Raw genomic sequence first — 14,915 nt, forward strand, 5'->3', positions numbered from 1 at the left:
TATAGCCTGCCGCCTGGCGGCGATCTGTGCGCCCGTCCGCGTCCGTTCTGTAGGAAAGTTGCCAATCCGTGACCTTTCCTGAATCAGAACTGCAGCACCACCCGCCCCTCAATCTGCCCACCGCGCATCTGATCGAAGATCGCATTGATGTTGTCGAGCTTGTCGCTGTGCACCGTGGCCTTGACCAAACCCTCGCCGGCGAAATCCAACGCTTCCTGCAGATCGGCGCGAGTACCGACAATGGAGCCGGTGATCGTGATGGCCTTGAGCACCACATCGAAGATGGGGGTGGGGAAATCACCCGGCGGCAGGCCAACCAGCGCCACAGTGCCATGTCGGCGTGCCATGCCGATGGCCTGGCCGAAAGCAGCGTTGCATACCGCCGTGACCAGCACGCCGTGAGCACCGCCGATATCGCGCTGCACCACCTCGGCCGGGTTTTCCTTGCGCGCGTTGATGGTCAGGCTGGCGCCGAGCTTGCGCGCCAGCTCCAACTTGGCGTCATCGACGTCCACCGCGATGACGTGCAGGCCCATGGCGCGGGCGTATTGCACCGCAACATGGCCGAGGCCGCCGATGCCGGAAATCGCCACCCACTGGCCGGGACGTGCCCTGGTTTCCTTGAGGCCCTTGTACACCGTCACGCCAGCGCAAAGGATCGGCGCAATCTCGAGGAAGTCGACATTTTTCGGCAGGATGCCGACATAGTTCGGGTCAGCCAGCACGTATTCGGCGTAGCCGCCATTGATCGAATAACCGGTGTTCTGCTGGCTCTCGCACAGGGTTTCCCAGCCGGTCAGGCAGTGCTCGCAGCAGCCGCAGGCGGTGTACAGCCAGGGCACGCCGACGCGATCACCCTCTTTGACCCGAGTAACGCCACTGCCGACCGCCGCCACGTAGCCGACGCCCTCGTGACCGGGAATGAACGGCAGGCTGGGTTTCACCGGCCAGTCGCCCTCGGCGGCGTGCAGGTCGGTGTGACAAACGCCCGAGGCCTCGATCTTCACCAGAATCTGCCCGGGGCCGGGCAGCGGGGTTTTTACCTCCTCGATACGCAGCGACTCACCGAAGGCGTGGACGACGGCGGCTTTCATGGTCTGGTTCATGCGCGGCTCCTCTTGCATGCGAGTGTCTGACCAGTGTGCGCGCGCAGCCCACCCCGGCATTGCCCCAGAGCAAGGTTTAAGCGGTTTTCCTCCTCTGCCGCAGCCTGCATGACAAACGGTCATCACCACTGCCCGCCAGCAGTGGCTTTGCGTTATACTGCGCGGCCTTCGGCCGGCAGCACCCGGCCAACGAATCATGACAAGCCACGCTGGCCCGCCCGCGTGGCTTGTTGGTTTTTGACGCGCCGCGAGGCGCCCGAGAGAAGAGGCACTTTGATGAGCGCACTGGTTGGCGTGATCATGGGCTCCAAGTCCGATTGGTCCACCCTTAGCCACACCGCCGAGATGCTGGACAAGCTGGGCATCCCCCACGAGGTCAAGGTGGTCTCTGCCCACCGCACCCCGGATCTGCTGTTCCAGTACGCCGAAGAGGCAGAAGCACGCGGCATTCAGGTGATCATCGCCGGTGCCGGTGGCGCCGCTCACCTGCCGGGCATGTGCGCGGCCAAGACCCACCTGCCAGTGCTTGGCGTACCGGTGCAGTCGTCCATGCTCTCGGGCGTCGACTCACTGCTGTCGATCGTGCAGATGCCGGCCGGCATTCCAGTCGCCACCCTGGCCATCGGCAAGGCCGGCGCGGTCAACGCCGCCCTGCTCGCCGCCAGCATCCTCGGTCACCAGCACCCGCAGTTTCACGCGGCGCTGAAGCAGTTCCGCCAGGAACAGACCGATACCGTGCTGAGCAACCCGGACCCGCGCGAGGCCTGAAGCCCATTCCATCAGGGGCTGCGACACGGTGCATTTGAACGCTGTCCGCTGCTCGGAATGCTCATTTACCGGCGTAAAATCCGCTTCCTGCGCTGCGGGCAGCGTTCAACTGCTTGGTCTCGCCACCTGCTGATAAAGGGGCTTTGTTATGAAAATAGGTGTGATCGGTGGCGGCCAGCTGGGCCGCATGATGGCCCTGGCGGGCACCCCGCTGGGCATGAACTTCGCTTTCCTCGACCCCGCGCCGGACGCCTGCGCCCAGGCGCTCGGTGAGCATATCCGTGCCGACTACGGCGATCAGGACCACCTGCGCCAGTTGGCCGACGAGGTCGACCTGGTCACCTTCGAGTTCGAGAGCGTGCCGGCCGAGACCGTGGCCTTCCTCTCGCAGTTCGTACCGGTTTACCCGAGCGCGCAAGCCCTGCGCATCGCCCGCGACCGCTGGTTCGAGAAGTCCATGTTCCGCGAGCTGGGCATTCCCACCCCGGAGTTCGCCGATATCCAGTCGCAGGCTGACCTCGACGCCGCAGTGGCCAGCATCGGCCTACCGGCGGTGATGAAGACCCGCACCCTGGGCTACGACGGCAAGGGCCAGAAGGTGCTGCGCAAGCCCGAAGACGTCAGCGGCGCCTTCGCCGAGCTGGGTAGCGTGCCGTGCATCCTCGAAGGCTTCGTACCCTTCACCGGCGAGGTATCGCTGATTGCCGTGCGCGCCCGCGACGGCGAAACGCGCTTCTACCCGCTGGTGCACAACACCCACGACAGCGGCATCCTCGCCCTGTCCGTCGCCAGCACCGATCACCCGCTGCAGGCACTGGCCGAGGACTATGTTGGCCGCGTGCTGGACAAGCTCGATTACGTCGGCGTGCTGGCCTTCGAGTTCTTCGAGGTGGACGGCGGTCTCAAGGCCAACGAGATCGCCCCGCGCGTCCACAACTCCGGGCACTGGACCATCGAAGGTGCCGAGTGCAGCCAGTTCGAAAACCACCTGCGCGCCGTCGCCGGCCTGCCGCTGGGCTCCACCGCCAAGCTGGGCGAAAGCGCCATGCTCAACTTCATCGGTTCGGTGCCGCCGGTGGACAAGGTGATCAGCGTTGCCGACTGCCACCTGCACCACTATGGCAAGGCCTTCAAGGCCGGGCGCAAGGTCGGTCATGCCACCCTGCGGTGCGCCGACCGCGCCAGCCTGGATGCGCGTATCGCCGACGTTCAGGCGTTGATCGCCGAAGACTGACCGGTCGATTCGCAGCTAGACTCTTGAACGACGGTGGTCGTTCAAGAGCCCCCATGAAGCGTCTTCTTTCCTTACTGCCACTACTGTTCACGCTGACCTGCGTTGGCGCGCCAGAGGTGCTGCGCGTCGACTTTCGCGAACGGCCGCCGGAAATGCGAGCGGTCGACGGGCTGCCCAGCGGCCCGCTGATCAGCGTGCTGGAAACTGCCGCACACCGCGTCGGGGTAGACCTGCAGTGGCGTGAAGCACCCTTTCTGCGCAGCCTCGACGACCTTCGCTCCGGGCGAGTCGACCTGGTGCCGCGCGTATTGCTCACTCAACAGCGGCTCGAGTACATCCATTTCCTGCCCAGCATTGGCAATCAACAACTGAACGTTCGCTTCGTTGTGCGCCCGGGGGAAGAAGCCAGACCGAGCCGCTACGAGGATCTGTACGATCTGTCCGTGGGCGTCAAACGCGGTACAGCCTATTTCGAGCCCTTCGACAGCGACGACCTGCTCGATCGCGCCTATGCCAGCGACGACGCGCAGCTGGCCGCGATGTTCCGGGCCGGGCGCCTGGACACCATCGCAGTGATCGACGCCGTACCGATGGAAGCGCAATTCCAGGCGATTAACTTTCGCGACTACAGCTACGCGCACTACAAACACCAGCAGATACTGGGCAACCACTTCGGCGCATCGCTGAAACGCTACCGGAGCGACCGGCGCGAACTCTACGACCGCCTGGGTGCTGAGCTCGAACGTATGCGTGAGGAGGGCGAAGTTGCCCTGATCTACCACCGTTATGGCGTTCTGCCGCCAGACCAGGCGAACTGATAGCCACATTGGCTTGTCCCATGACGAGCCTGCCGCACGAGCGGCACACATCAAGGAGACACGCCAATGGGCATTATCGGCACCATCTTCATCGGCCTGATCGTCGGGTTGATCGCACGTTTTCTCAAGCCCGGCGATGACAGCATGGGCTGGATCATGACCATCCTGCTCGGCATCGGCGGCTCCATTGCCGCGACTTATGGCGGCCAGGCACTGGGCATCTACGAAGCCGGACAGGCCGCCGGTTTTATCGGCGCAGTGATCGGCGCCGTCGTTCTGCTGGTAATCTACGGCGCGATCAAGAAGGGCTGAAAGGCCCCGGTCAGGAGCCGACCTGTCGGCTCCTCGTTCACGCCGCCACGAGATGCCATACCCCATGCGCCACCTGCTGCTCGCCCTGCTCTTCTTTACCGGCCTGGCCCACGCCGAACTGCCGGAAACCGACTGGCTCGACCTGATGCCCCCCGAAGACCGCAAGGCCCTCGAGGAAATGCCCGACATCAGTCACGACAGCCCTGAAGGCGACAGCACCTTCTACGGCGAAGGCGGCCTGCGTCAGCAGGACAAGGACCTGCCTGCGGTCATGTACTCCACCAAGACCGTCGCCGCACTCGACGGCAAGGCCATCCGCCTGGGGGGTTACCCGGTGCCGCTGGAAAACGACGAGAAAGGCAACAGCACGCTGTTCTTTCTGGTGCCCTACCCAGGCGCCTGCATCCACGTACCGCCACCGCCGCCCAATCAGCTGGTGCTGGTGCGCTATCCCAAGGGCATCCCGCTCGACGATATCTACGCCCCACTGTGGGTCAGCGGCGAGCTCAAGGTGGAGCAGGTCAGCAACGACCTGGCCGACGCCGCCTATGCCATGGAAGCGGGCGAAGTCCGCCTGGTAACTGACGAAGACCTCTACTGATCGCTCTGGAGCCCGCACATGAAAGCTGCCGCCCTGCTATTGCTGTGCCTGCTGTCCACCGCTGCGCTGGCCCTGGAGCCCGGCGAGCGCCTGGTGCCCTGGACGCTGTTGGATCAGCATGACGCACCCTACACCCTCAACGAGCAGACCCGCGTGCTGCTGGTGGCGCGCGACATGGACGGCGCCAAGCTGGTCAACGCCGCCCTGGACGGCAAACCCAGGGGCTATCTGGAACAGCGCCAGGCGGTCTTTCTCGCCGATATCAGCCGCATGCCCGGGGTCATCGCCAGCCTCTTCGCCCTGCCGAAGATGCGCGACTACAGCTATCGCATCCTCCTCGACCGTGATGCGCGCATCGCCCCGCGCTATCCGGCCGGCGAGGGCGAAGTGCTATGGCTGCAGCTCGATGGTCTGCAGATCGTCTCGCAGCAGGTTTTCAGCCGCGCTGACGATCTGCGAAAAGCCCTGGAGGCACAAGCAAGCACTGACAGTCAGTGAAGAACCAGCAGGCCGCTATATGCCTTTCGTAGGAGCCCCCTGGGCGAAGCTTCCGGTTTGGCGGCGTACTTGCGATTTGCCGCGAGGCGCGGCTCCTACAGATTCGATGTATCGGCACTGACTGTTAGCCCGTCAGCTCACTCGAAATACGCAACTCCAGGCGATGCCTTTCATCCGGCTTTAGCTGCACGACGTCTTCCAGCACATTGGCCGTTTCGATACACAACATGTTCTGCCAGGCGTCATCGAGAAACTGCGAGAGGCGCCTGGCCTTGTCGACCCACGGATTCCACAGCACGGCCGAACGTGAACCACGGGCATCCAGATGGATGCGCCGGCCCCAGCCGGGGTCGACGATACTCAGCCGCGCGGGGGTATCGAGGTAGATGCGATCCGTCTCGGCGCTGAATCCCAGTTCGCTCTGCTGACGCAGCTCCTGCCAGTCCAGCAGGGTGTCGAGGTAGCGACAGGCCTGCAGCCCCTCGACGCTGACCTGGCGCACGTCGCTGACGGCGAAGTAGCTGTGCAGTGCCTGGCTCAGGGTCAGGGGCGTGTCACCGCGATTGTGGGTTTCCAGGCTCATGCTGAGATCCTGCGCCAGACGCACGACGAAGGTCAGGCCGACGTCCCTGGGCCAGCCGTCCAGCGGCTGATTACGCGTGTCATAGGCAAAGCGCAGAGTGACAGTGTCGTCCTCCTCGTCGATGCCCAGCAGCTCCCAGTCCAGCGCCCTAACCAGGCCGTGGGCTGGCGCCTGCTCCTCCTGATAGTGCGCCTGCACCGCCTGCGGATTGCGCCGCAGGTCACCGAACCAGGGCCAGCACACCGGCACACCACCACGCACGCTTTGTCCACGCTGGTAGACCGCATCCGGGCTTAGCCAGATCAGCGGCGGCTGCTCGCTCTGCTGGTAACTGAGAATCTGCGCACCCTGCTGGGCCACCAGCAATTCGCTGTCGGCGGCACGGATGCGCCAGCAGACCAGTTGATCCAGTTCCACGCGTTCGACTTGGGCGGTGCTCATGGCGACCTCTCGTTGAGATAGATGACAGACAGTGTGACAACGCAAAAAGCAAAACGCCCATCACGAGGACGGGCGTTTTGCCAAACCAGCTAGCAATGCTTACTTGCCGTAGACCTGTTCCGGCAGCCAGGTGATCAGCCCCGGGAAGATGTAGGCGATCACCAGCAGCAGAATCTGGATCAGGATGAACGGTACGACACCCTTGTAGATGGTGCTGGTCGGGATGCTCGCCGGCGTCACGCCACGCAGATAGAACAGCGCGAAGCCGAATGGCGGAGTCAGGAAGGAGGTCTGCAGGTTCAGCGCGATCATCACGCCGAGCCAGATCGGGTCGAGGCCCATGGCCAGCAGCACCGGCCCGACGATCGGTACCACCACGAAGGTGATCTCGATGAAATCGAGGATGAAGCCGAGCAGGAAGATCACCAGCATCACCAGGAAGAACGCACCGAGCACGCCGCCAGGCAGTTGGGCGAACACGTCCTCGATCAGCACCTCACCGCCGAAGCCTCGGAACACCAGGGAGAACAGCGAGGCACCGATCAGGATCATGAAGACCATGGCACTGATTTCGGTGGTGCCGTAAGCCACTTCCTTGAGCTGACCGAAGTTCAGCTTGCCTTTGCTGAAGGCCAGCAACATGGCGCCCACGGCCCCCAGCGCGGCAGCCTCGGTCGGCGTGGCGTAGCCAGCGAGGATCGAGCCCAGCACAGCGCCAATCAGGATCAGCGGGGGTACCAGGGCTTTGATCAGCTTGCCCCACTCGATCGGACCCAGTTCTTCCTGGGGCAGCGCCGGTAGCTTCTTCGGCTGGAGGATGGCGACTGCGATGATGTAGACGATGTACAGACCAACCAGCAGCAGCCCGGGAATCAGCGCGCCGACGAACAGGTCACCGACCGACACGGTCTTCGGCGAGAAGATGCCCATCTTCAGCTGCGCCTGCTGATAGGCGCTGGACATCACGTCACCCAGCAACACCAGCACGATCGAAGGCGGAATGATCTGCCCCAGGGTGCCGGTAGCCGCCAGGGTACCGGTGGAAATGGCCGGGTCGTAACCACGGCGCAGCATGGTCGGCAGAGCCAGCAGGCCCATGGTCACCACGGTGGCACCGACGATACCGGTGGAAGCCGCCAGCAGAGCGCCGACCACGCACACGGAAATCGCCAGGCCGCCACGCAGGGTGCCGAACAGGCGCGACATGGACTCCAGCAAGTCCTCGGCCACCCGTGAACGTTCCAGCATCACGCCCATGAACACGAACAGCGGTACGGCGAGCATGGTCTGGTTGTTCATGATGCCGAACAGACGGTTCGGCAGAGCGCTGAGGTAACCGGGGTCGAAGGTGCCCGTGACGACGCCGATAGCGGCGAACAGCAGGGAAACGCCGGCCAGGGTGAACGCCACCGGGAAGCCGGCCATCAAGGCCACGCAAATACTGACGAACAGCAGAATCGCCATCAACTCAGCCATGTTTCACCTCCGGAGCCGGCAGGCGACCGCTGAAGACGTAGAGCGCCTTGATCATATTGGAAATACCTTGCAGTACCAGGCTGATGACCAGTACCAGGATGATGCTCTTCTGCAGATAGACGAACTTGAGGCCACCAGACTCGCTGGAAGCTTCCAAAGTCGACCAGGCGTTGCTGACGTAGTCCCAGCTGGCCCAGCCGAGGAACAGCGCGACCGGCAGCAGGAACAGCAGGTTACCGAGAATTTCCACCAACGCCTGACGGCGGGCGCTGAACTTCTGGTAGAAGATATCCACGCGCACGTGACCGTTGCGCTGCAGCACCCAGGCCGCTGCACCCATGAACACAAGTGCGTGAGCGTAAAGCACCGCCTCCTGCAGGGCTGTCGCACCGATACCGAAACCGTAACGCAGCACCACGACGATGGCGGTACCGATCACCAGAAATACCGTCAGCCAGGCGCAGGCCTTGCCGAGCCAGCTGTTGAGCGCATCGATCAGATATGCAAGAGCGAGGGGAAATGAAGGCTTGTCGGACATAGTGAGTCCTTTATCGTTATGAGTGTAGGAGACAGGACAGCAAGCCGGTTGGCTGCACATCACGCCGCCCGCGTCCTTGTGAGCCGCAGGCCGGCGATTCTAGGCAGGCTACCGGTAATGCAGCAATGCCCGTACAACTTTAGTCGTAGTAGCTAGGCTTGTAGGTCACGACCCCCTATGTTATTCACGCCCGGTCTACCTTCGGCGATCCCGTGGTAAGACCAATACAACAAGAAGGAGCATTGCATGAAACGTCGCGACATACTCGCCGCAGCGGGCGTAGGCCTTGCAGCAACCGCACTGGCTGGCTGTAAAGAAGAGGCCAAGAGCGCCGCAGCACCCCAAGAGGGCTCGAGTTCCCAAACCTTCAACTGGAAGATGGTCACCTCCTGGCCGAAGAACTTTCCGGGCGTCGGCGTGGGGGCCGAGCGCTTCGCCAAACTGGTCGATGAAATGAGTAACGGCCGCCTGAAGGTCAAGGTGTACGCAGCAGGTGAACTGGTACCGGCACTGGAAGTGTTCGATGCAGTCTCCCGCGGTACCGCCGAGATGGGTCACGGCGCACCGTACTACTGGAAAGGCAAGGTCCCGGCGGCCCAGTTCTTCTGCGCCTCGCCATTCGGCCCGAATGCCCAGGAAATGAACGCCTGGCTGCATCGTGGCGGTGGCCAGCAACTGTGGGAAGAAGTCTACAAACCATTCGGCGTACTGCCGATGGCCTGTGGCAACACCGGCGTGCAGACCGCTGGCTGGTTCAACAAGGAAATGAACTCGGTCGAGGACTTCAAAGGTCTGAAGATGCGTACCCCTGGCCTGGGCGGCGAAGTGCTGACCAAGATGGGCGGCACCGTGGTCAACATGCCGGCCGGTGAAATCTTCACCGCCATGCAGACTGGCGCCATCGACGCCACCGAGTGGATCGGCCCATACAACGATCTGGCCCTCGGCCTGCACAAAGCAGCCAAGTATTACTACACCCCAGGCTGGCAGGAGCCGAGCGTTCTGTTCGAGCTGGACGTCAACATCAAGGCCTGGGAAACCCTGCCTGCGGATCTGCAAGCCATCGTTCGCGCCGCTGCTCGTGACGTCAACGGCGACATGCTCGACGATTACAACGCCAAGAACATGGAGGCCATGGAGCAACTCAAGGCCGACGGCGTGGAAGTTCGCCGCCTGCCGGACGAAGTCCTGGCCCGCCTGAAGGAAGTGGCGGCCGAGGTGGTCGATGCCAGCGCAGCGGCCGACCCGGCAGCGAGCAAGGTGTGGGAACACCAGAAGGCCTACCTCAAGCGCCTTTACGAATACGCGGAAAGCAACGAGAAGGATATCTACAACATCCGCGGCTGATCGCTCAGCAAAACAAAACGCCGGCTTCTAGCCGGCGTTTTCGTTACTGCAATTCGCGTTTGCGCTGGGTAAACGTCAACCGCGACGCGGCGGCACCGGGCGAGTGCGACCACTGCCGTCGATGGCGACGAACACGAACACCGCTTCGGTGACCTTGCGCCACTCGTTGGACAGCGGATCATCGCTCCACACCTCGACCATCATCTGAATCGAACTGCGGCCGATCTCCAGTGCCTGGGTGTAGAACGAGAGCTGGGCGCCCACCGATACCGGTACCAGAAAAGCCATGCGATCGATGGCGACGGTCGCCACACGGCCACCTGCGACCTTGCTCGCCATTGCGGTGCCGGCAAGATCCATCTGCGATACCAGCCAGCCACCGTAGATATCCCCGAAACCATTGGTCTCGCGCGGCAACGCGGTGATCTGCAGGGCGAGGTCACCCTGGGGAATCGGGTCTTCCTGTTCGTAGTCGTTCATCGGTTCGAGACTCGCGGCGCGGTTGTTGTTCTGGGCGCGGAACCCGCATGGCACACGGGCGCAGCGAGTATACCGACTGTGCAGTCGACGAGCGACCACTCTGGCAGGACGCAAAACGTCACAGCCCATGTCGGGTCGTGCAAAACGCACGACAGGCTAAACCTCGTTCGGGCAGTATGCCTGCCCCCTAGCACCTCTTAAAAAACATAAATAACTGATTTTCAAGGATTTTATATAAAAAAACAGCCTGGCACGGGTGCTGCAATGTTCCCAGTGGGTGACCGGTCATGCACCGGTTGCAATGCAGAACAAGAAAGAGACGGATAACGAGCCATCCGCCTCCAACGCAACAGGAGAATCGCCATGTGGATAGTTGCTCTGGTGCTCGCCACCTTGCTGCTTCTGCTCAGCCTGACGCTCGCCAGCGTTGTACTGATTGGTCAGACCCTGTGCGCGAGCCGCAATACCGCCGAGCTGGAGCTGCCCACGGGCGCTGCGCCCCAGCCTGTAGACCCGAGCAATGCGCAAGACCCCTGGCCTGCCTGGGCCATTACCCACTGATCCATCGAGGAGAAACACCATGCTTAGTTGGGCAGTCACTTTCCTGATCATCGCCATCATCGCCGCAGTACTGGGCTTCGGTGGTATCGCTGGCACCGCTGCAGGTATCGCCAAGATTCTATTCGTGGTGTTCCTGGTGCTATTCATCGTCTCGTTCGTCATGGGCCGTCGCCCGCGTCTTTAGGGAGAGATAGATGCAGTCGATTCACGCCATTGCCGCCGCCCTGCTGATGGGCGGCGCCCTGGCGGCTCAGGCCGCCGACCGCGACACCAGTTTCCATCCAGGCGAGTTGCTGACCAGCAACGCCGAGTACCGCCATGCCTGGCAGGACCTGGTAAAGGATGAAGAGCGCCTGCCGGACTGGCTGATCAATCTCAGCGGCCTGTCTACGCCCATGCAGGCAGTGGAAGCCGACAGTGATCGCTACCTGGTCGGCCAGGTCTGCGAAGCGCACAGATGTTTCGGGCAGCGCGCCTATGTCGCCTTCGAATGGGAAGACGACGAAGCCTACGCGCTATACGTGCAGGTGCCCGATGGCCTGCCCGAGGATCGCGCGCCCAGTGAACACGCCAGCCTGCGCTGGTTGGGCGACCCGGACGAGGAGGTCCAGCAGATGCTGATGGAACAGCTGCGCAGCGATCCCAACTGGTATTGAGTGACGACAGTTTGCCGGCTGTCCCATAGACACCGCCGGCACGTTATCATCCCCCGCCATAACGGCATGCCCTCCCGCATCCGGCGCTTCGCGCCACCTTTCCCTCAGGGATAAGGACACCAAGGAAGGCACCGCCGGCCAATCTAAGGGGGGGTCGCAATGCTCAATGGCCTATGGCTGAGCTTTTTTCTGCTGGGAGCTGCTGCCGCTCTGGCACGCTGGCTGATCGGCGGCGACGCCGCCGTGTTCGGCGCGATGGTCGAGAGCCTGTTCGCCATGGCCAAGCTCTCGGTGGAGCTGATGGTGGTGCTGTTCGGCACCCTGACGCTGTGGTTGGGGCTGCTGCGCATCGCCGAAAAAGCTGGGCTGGTCGATCTGCTCGCACGCATGCTGGGCCCGTTGTTCGCCCGCCTGATGCCGGAAGTACCACGGGGCCACCCGGCGCTCGGGCTGATCAGCATGAACTTCGCCGCCAACGGCCTGGGCCTGGACAACGCCGCCACGCCCATCGGCCTCAAGGCCATGCGCGCCCTGCAGGATCTCAACCCCAGCGCCAACACGGCAAGCAACGCGCAGATCCTGTTCCTGGTACTCAACACCTCATCGCTGACCCTGCTGCCGGTATCGATCTTCATGTACCGCGTGCAGCAAGGCGCCGAAGATCCCACCCTGGTGTTCTTGCCCATCCTGCTGGCGACCAGCGCGTCGACCCTGGCCGGCCTGCTCGCGGTGTCGCTGATGCAACGCCTGCGCCTGTGGGACCCGGTGGTGCTGGCTTACCTGATTCCATCCGCGCTGCTGCTCGGCGGCTTCATGGCCCTGCTCGCCGGCATGAGCGCCACTGCCCTGGCGGCGCTGTCATCGCTGCTCGGTAACCTCACTCTGTTCGGCCTGATCCTGCTGTTCCTGGTGGTCGGCGCCCTGCGCAAGGTGGCGGTGTACGAGAGCTTCATCGAAGGCGCCAAGGAAGGGTTCGATGTGGCCAAGAGCCTGCTGCCCTATCTGGTCGCCATGCTCTGCGCCATAGGCGTGCTGCGCGCGTCCGGCGCGCTGGATTTCGGCCTCGACGGCATTCGCTGGCTGGTCGAAGCGCTGGGGTGGGATACCCGCTTCGTCGACGCCCTGCCCACTGCGCTGATGAAACCCTTCTCCGGTGGTGCTGCACGCGCCATGCTGATCGAAACCATGGAGAATTTCGGTGTCGACAGCTTCCCGGCGCTGGTTGCGGCTACGGTGCAGGGCAGTACCGAGACCACCTTCTACGTGCTTGCGGTGTACTTCGGCGCGGTCGGCCTGCAGCGCGCCCGCCATGCCGTAGGCTGCGCCCTGGTCGCCGACGCGGCAGGCATCATCGCCGCCATCGGCGTGTGCTACTGGTTCTTCGGCTGATCGTCTTCGCGCTGGGGCGGCTCAATCGGCGCCGAACCCCAGCTTGTCGCCCGCCCAGCTCAGCAACGGATCGGTATGCTGGTATTCACGCAACGCCAGCAGCTTGGGCGCGATGAACGCCTCGAAGTCCTCGGGCTGCTCGAAGTACACCCCGGTGAAGATGGTGAACATCGACTTGTTGCCGACCGTGGCATAGAACAGGTTGCCCACCGGCTCACCGTCCTGGGTCAGCAGCTTGAGGCTGGCGCGACTGGCCAGCTTGGTTTCCAGTGGCAGATCCTGCTGCACCAACCCGCTGTCACGCAGGCCGAACGAGGCGCCGAACGTCTCGGCGTAGCTGGTCATCAAGGCATCACCGGCGCGCGGGTAAAGCGAGACGCCGCTGTAGAGATAGAACCAGTCGCTGCCCTCGGTCTCGAAACTGAGGTCGATGCTGCGCGCAGCGTAGGTCACCAGCTTTTCGTAGCGCCCCTCGTCCGGCGCCTCGTAAGCGGCGAAATCCTCACCGCTGAGCAGCAGGCGACGCTCCTCGGCGAGTGGCGGTTCGTTGTCGATGCAGCCTCCGAGCGACAGCGCGACGAACAACACCAGCATCATCCTGAACATGACTATCCTCCCTGAATAAGCGTGGCCAGCTTGCCTGATCCACGCCTTGGTGGCCAGCCGCAACCCTCATGGCTGTGCGCGGTGCCACACCCTCCGTCCGCCTGGCGTAAATCGCCACGGCCGCTGGCGACTTCCGCCATTGTCAGCCGACGGTCGCCTGCCTAGCCTGACGCCGGGTAAAAACAATAACCACCAGGCCCGTTTATCCAAAGGGCCACGTCCGTCGCGCCGGGGCTCTTCCGGCAATCGAACGGACCAGGGCGGACATCAGCGTCCGCCGGGAGACCGTCATGCGCGTTCTGATCACCGGTGCAGCCGGCTTCATAGGCCATCAGTTGCTCGACGAACTGGCCATTCAGCACCCCGAATGGACGCTTATCGCCGCAGACATACGCCCCCTCGCCAGCCAAGGGCTGAAAGCCAACGTCGAGCCGGTGCTGCTGGACATGGGTCGCCCGGCGCAGGTGCGCGCCTGCATCAGCGGCTGGAAACCGGACGCCATCGTCCACCTGGCCACGGTAATACGCCCACCGCGCGATATGACCGAAGCCCACCTGCACGCCATCGAGGTCGGTGGTACCCAGTGTCTGGTGGACAGCGCACTCGCCAACGGCGTACGCCAACTGATAGTTGCCAGCTCCGGCGCAGCCTACGGCTACGCCGCAGACAATGCCGAGTGGATCGACGAAGACCAGCCGCTGCGCGGCCACCCATATTTCGCCTACGCCAAGCACAAACTGGAGATCGAACAATTTTTGGCGCGCTGCCGCGAGGAACATCCGCAACTGCGTCAACTGGTGCTACGCCCCGGCACCATCCTTGGCAAACGTCTGAACAACCCGATCAGCGACCTGTTCAAGAAGCGCACGGTGCTCGGCGTGCTCGGCCACAGCAGCCGTTTCGTGTTCATCTGGGAGCAGGATGTGGTCAGCATCATCCGTCAGGGCCTGGAAGAGAACCGCGAAGGTATCTACAACCTGGCCGGCGATGGCGCGTTGAGTCTCAAGGAAATCGCCGAGATCCTCGGCAAACCCTACCGGCCGCTACCGGCGTCGCTGCTCAGCGGCGCACTGCGCCTGCTCAAGCCACTGGGACTGAGTCAGTACGGCCCGGAGCAACTGGATTTTCTGCGCTACCGACCCGTGCTGACCAACCAGCGCCTGAAGGAGGAATTTGGCTACCAACCGCGCTATTCGAGCCGCGAAGCCTTCTTCGCCTTCCTCACCGCCCAGGGCATCAGCTACCACTCAAGCGAAAGCCAATCTTGAGCGTGACCTGGTAGTGACCCACCTTGCCATTCTCGATATGGCCACGGGTATCGACGACCTCGAACCAGTCCATGTTGCGCACGCTCTTAGCGCATTCGGCCAAGGCGTTCTCAATGGCCTCCTCGATACTCGTGCGGGACGAGCCGACGATTTCGATCTTCTTGTAGGTGTGATGGGTGGACATGATGGGCTCCTGAGTCTTGAGGGTTCAGCATTGAGACTAGCCTGCTGAG

General features: G+C 63.0%; 19 protein-coding genes. 12 read left to right on the forward strand and 7 right to left on the reverse strand.

Annotated features, from left to right (window positions below; genetic code table 11):
- Positions 1-83 precede the first annotated feature (83 nt).
- The gene (adhP, locus tag GV002_RS11940) at positions 84-1,106 is read right to left on the reverse strand and encodes an alcohol dehydrogenase AdhP (protein ID WP_160018578.1); all 1,023 of its coding nucleotides are present in this window, start codon (positions 1,104-1,106) and stop codon (positions 84-86) included.
- A 276-nt stretch (positions 1,107-1,382) separates the two neighbouring features.
- On the opposite strand from adhP, the gene purE reads away from it, so the two are divergent.
- The 6 genes from purE to GV002_RS11970 all read left to right on the forward strand — a co-directional run bounded on the left by purE (position 1,383) and on the right by GV002_RS11970 (position 5,337).
- On the forward strand, positions 1,383-1,874 hold the full coding sequence (purE, locus tag GV002_RS11945; RefSeq protein WP_003242109.1) for a 5-(carboxyamino)imidazole ribonucleotide mutase: 492 nt from the start codon (positions 1,383-1,385) through the stop codon (positions 1,872-1,874).
- Between the two features lie 148 nt (positions 1,875-2,022).
- Positions 2,023-3,108 (forward strand): 5-(carboxyamino)imidazole ribonucleotide synthase, encoded by a 1,086-nt coding sequence (locus GV002_RS11950; protein WP_160018579.1) that lies wholly within the window; start codon positions 2,023-2,025, stop codon positions 3,106-3,108.
- Between the two features lie 53 nt (positions 3,109-3,161).
- Complete coding sequence (locus GV002_RS11955; RefSeq protein WP_160018580.1) at positions 3,162-3,926, forward strand: substrate-binding periplasmic protein; 765 nt, start codon at positions 3,162-3,164, stop codon at positions 3,924-3,926.
- A gap of 66 nt (positions 3,927-3,992) precedes the next feature.
- On the forward strand, positions 3,993-4,238 hold the full coding sequence (locus GV002_RS11960) for a GlsB/YeaQ/YmgE family stress response membrane protein (protein ID WP_160018581.1): 246 nt from the start codon (positions 3,993-3,995) through the stop codon (positions 4,236-4,238).
- A gap of 64 nt (positions 4,239-4,302) precedes the next feature.
- Positions 4,303-4,839 (forward strand): DUF3299 domain-containing protein, encoded by a 537-nt coding sequence (locus GV002_RS11965; protein ID WP_160018582.1) that lies wholly within the window; start codon positions 4,303-4,305, stop codon positions 4,837-4,839.
- Positions 4,840-4,857: 18 nt separating this feature from the next.
- Positions 4,858-5,337, forward strand: coding sequence for an FAD/FMN-containing dehydrogenase (locus tag GV002_RS11970; protein WP_160018583.1), 480 nt, complete (start codon positions 4,858-4,860; stop codon positions 5,335-5,337).
- A 124-nt stretch (positions 5,338-5,461) separates the two neighbouring features.
- On the opposite strand, the gene GV002_RS11975 is transcribed toward GV002_RS11970, so the two are convergent.
- The 3 genes from GV002_RS11975 to GV002_RS11985 all read right to left on the reverse strand — a co-directional run bounded on the left by GV002_RS11975 (position 5,462) and on the right by GV002_RS11985 (position 8,375).
- Complete coding sequence (locus GV002_RS11975; protein WP_160018584.1) at positions 5,462-6,361, reverse strand: D-hexose-6-phosphate mutarotase; 900 nt, start codon at positions 6,359-6,361, stop codon at positions 5,462-5,464.
- 99 nt (positions 6,362-6,460) lie between these two features.
- On the reverse strand, positions 6,461-7,837 hold the full coding sequence (locus GV002_RS11980) for a TRAP transporter large permease (RefSeq protein ID WP_160018585.1): 1,377 nt from the start codon (positions 7,835-7,837) through the stop codon (positions 6,461-6,463).
- A complete protein-coding gene (locus tag GV002_RS11985; RefSeq protein ID WP_160018586.1) occupies positions 7,830-8,375 on the reverse strand; it encodes a TRAP transporter small permease subunit in 546 nt (181 codons plus the stop codon). Before GV002_RS11985 ends, GV002_RS11980 begins: the two co-directional genes overlap by 8 nt.
- A gap of 246 nt (positions 8,376-8,621) precedes the next feature.
- Between GV002_RS11985 and GV002_RS11990 the strand changes: the two genes are divergently transcribed.
- Complete coding sequence (locus GV002_RS11990) at positions 8,622-9,722, forward strand: TRAP transporter substrate-binding protein (RefSeq protein WP_160018587.1); 1,101 nt, start codon at positions 8,622-8,624, stop codon at positions 9,720-9,722.
- Between the two features lie 75 nt (positions 9,723-9,797).
- Here the strand turns inward: GV002_RS11990 and GV002_RS11995 are convergent, their stop codons facing one another.
- Positions 9,798-10,202, reverse strand: a complete 405-nt coding sequence (locus tag GV002_RS11995) for an acyl-CoA thioesterase (RefSeq protein WP_017676341.1) — start codon at positions 10,200-10,202, stop codon at positions 9,798-9,800.
- Between the two features lie 363 nt (positions 10,203-10,565).
- Here GV002_RS11995 and GV002_RS12000 point away from each other — a divergent pair, with 363 nt between their 5' ends.
- The 4 genes from GV002_RS12000 to GV002_RS12015 all read left to right on the forward strand — a co-directional run bounded on the left by GV002_RS12000 (position 10,566) and on the right by GV002_RS12015 (position 12,808).
- Positions 10,566-10,763, forward strand: a complete 198-nt coding sequence (locus GV002_RS12000) for a hypothetical protein (RefSeq protein ID WP_099524987.1) — start codon at positions 10,566-10,568, stop codon at positions 10,761-10,763.
- 19 nt (positions 10,764-10,782) lie between these two features.
- Positions 10,783-10,947: a DUF1328 domain-containing protein gene (locus GV002_RS12005; RefSeq protein ID WP_017676339.1), complete on the forward strand. Its 165-nt coding sequence runs from the start codon at positions 10,783-10,785 to the stop codon at positions 10,945-10,947.
- A gap of 10 nt (positions 10,948-10,957) precedes the next feature.
- A complete protein-coding gene (locus tag GV002_RS12010) occupies positions 10,958-11,419 on the forward strand; it encodes an inhibitor of vertebrate lysozyme family protein (RefSeq protein ID WP_160018588.1) in 462 nt (153 codons plus the stop codon).
- 159 nt (positions 11,420-11,578) lie between these two features.
- Positions 11,579-12,808, forward strand: a complete 1,230-nt coding sequence (locus GV002_RS12015) for a nucleoside recognition domain-containing protein (RefSeq protein WP_160018589.1) — start codon at positions 11,579-11,581, stop codon at positions 12,806-12,808.
- Positions 12,809-12,829: 21 nt separating this feature from the next.
- On the opposite strand, the gene GV002_RS12020 is transcribed toward GV002_RS12015, so the two are convergent.
- Complete coding sequence (locus GV002_RS12020) at positions 12,830-13,414, reverse strand: hypothetical protein (RefSeq protein WP_160018590.1); 585 nt, start codon at positions 13,412-13,414, stop codon at positions 12,830-12,832.
- 290 nt (positions 13,415-13,704) lie between these two features.
- Between GV002_RS12020 and GV002_RS12025 the strand changes: the two genes are divergently transcribed.
- A complete protein-coding gene (locus GV002_RS12025; protein WP_160018591.1) occupies positions 13,705-14,682 on the forward strand; it encodes an SDR family oxidoreductase in 978 nt (325 codons plus the stop codon).
- On the opposite strand, the gene GV002_RS12030 is transcribed toward GV002_RS12025, so the two are convergent.
- Positions 14,651-14,866, reverse strand: coding sequence for a dodecin (locus GV002_RS12030; RefSeq protein ID WP_160018592.1), 216 nt, complete (start codon positions 14,864-14,866; stop codon positions 14,651-14,653). The genes GV002_RS12025 and GV002_RS12030 overlap by 32 nt on opposite strands.
- Between the last annotated feature and the right edge of the window lie 49 nt (positions 14,867-14,915).

The organism is Pseudomonas sp. 8O (assembly GCF_902506495.1).
Classification (GTDB): Bacteria; Pseudomonadota; Gammaproteobacteria; order Pseudomonadales; family Pseudomonadaceae; genus Aquipseudomonas; species Aquipseudomonas chaetocerotis.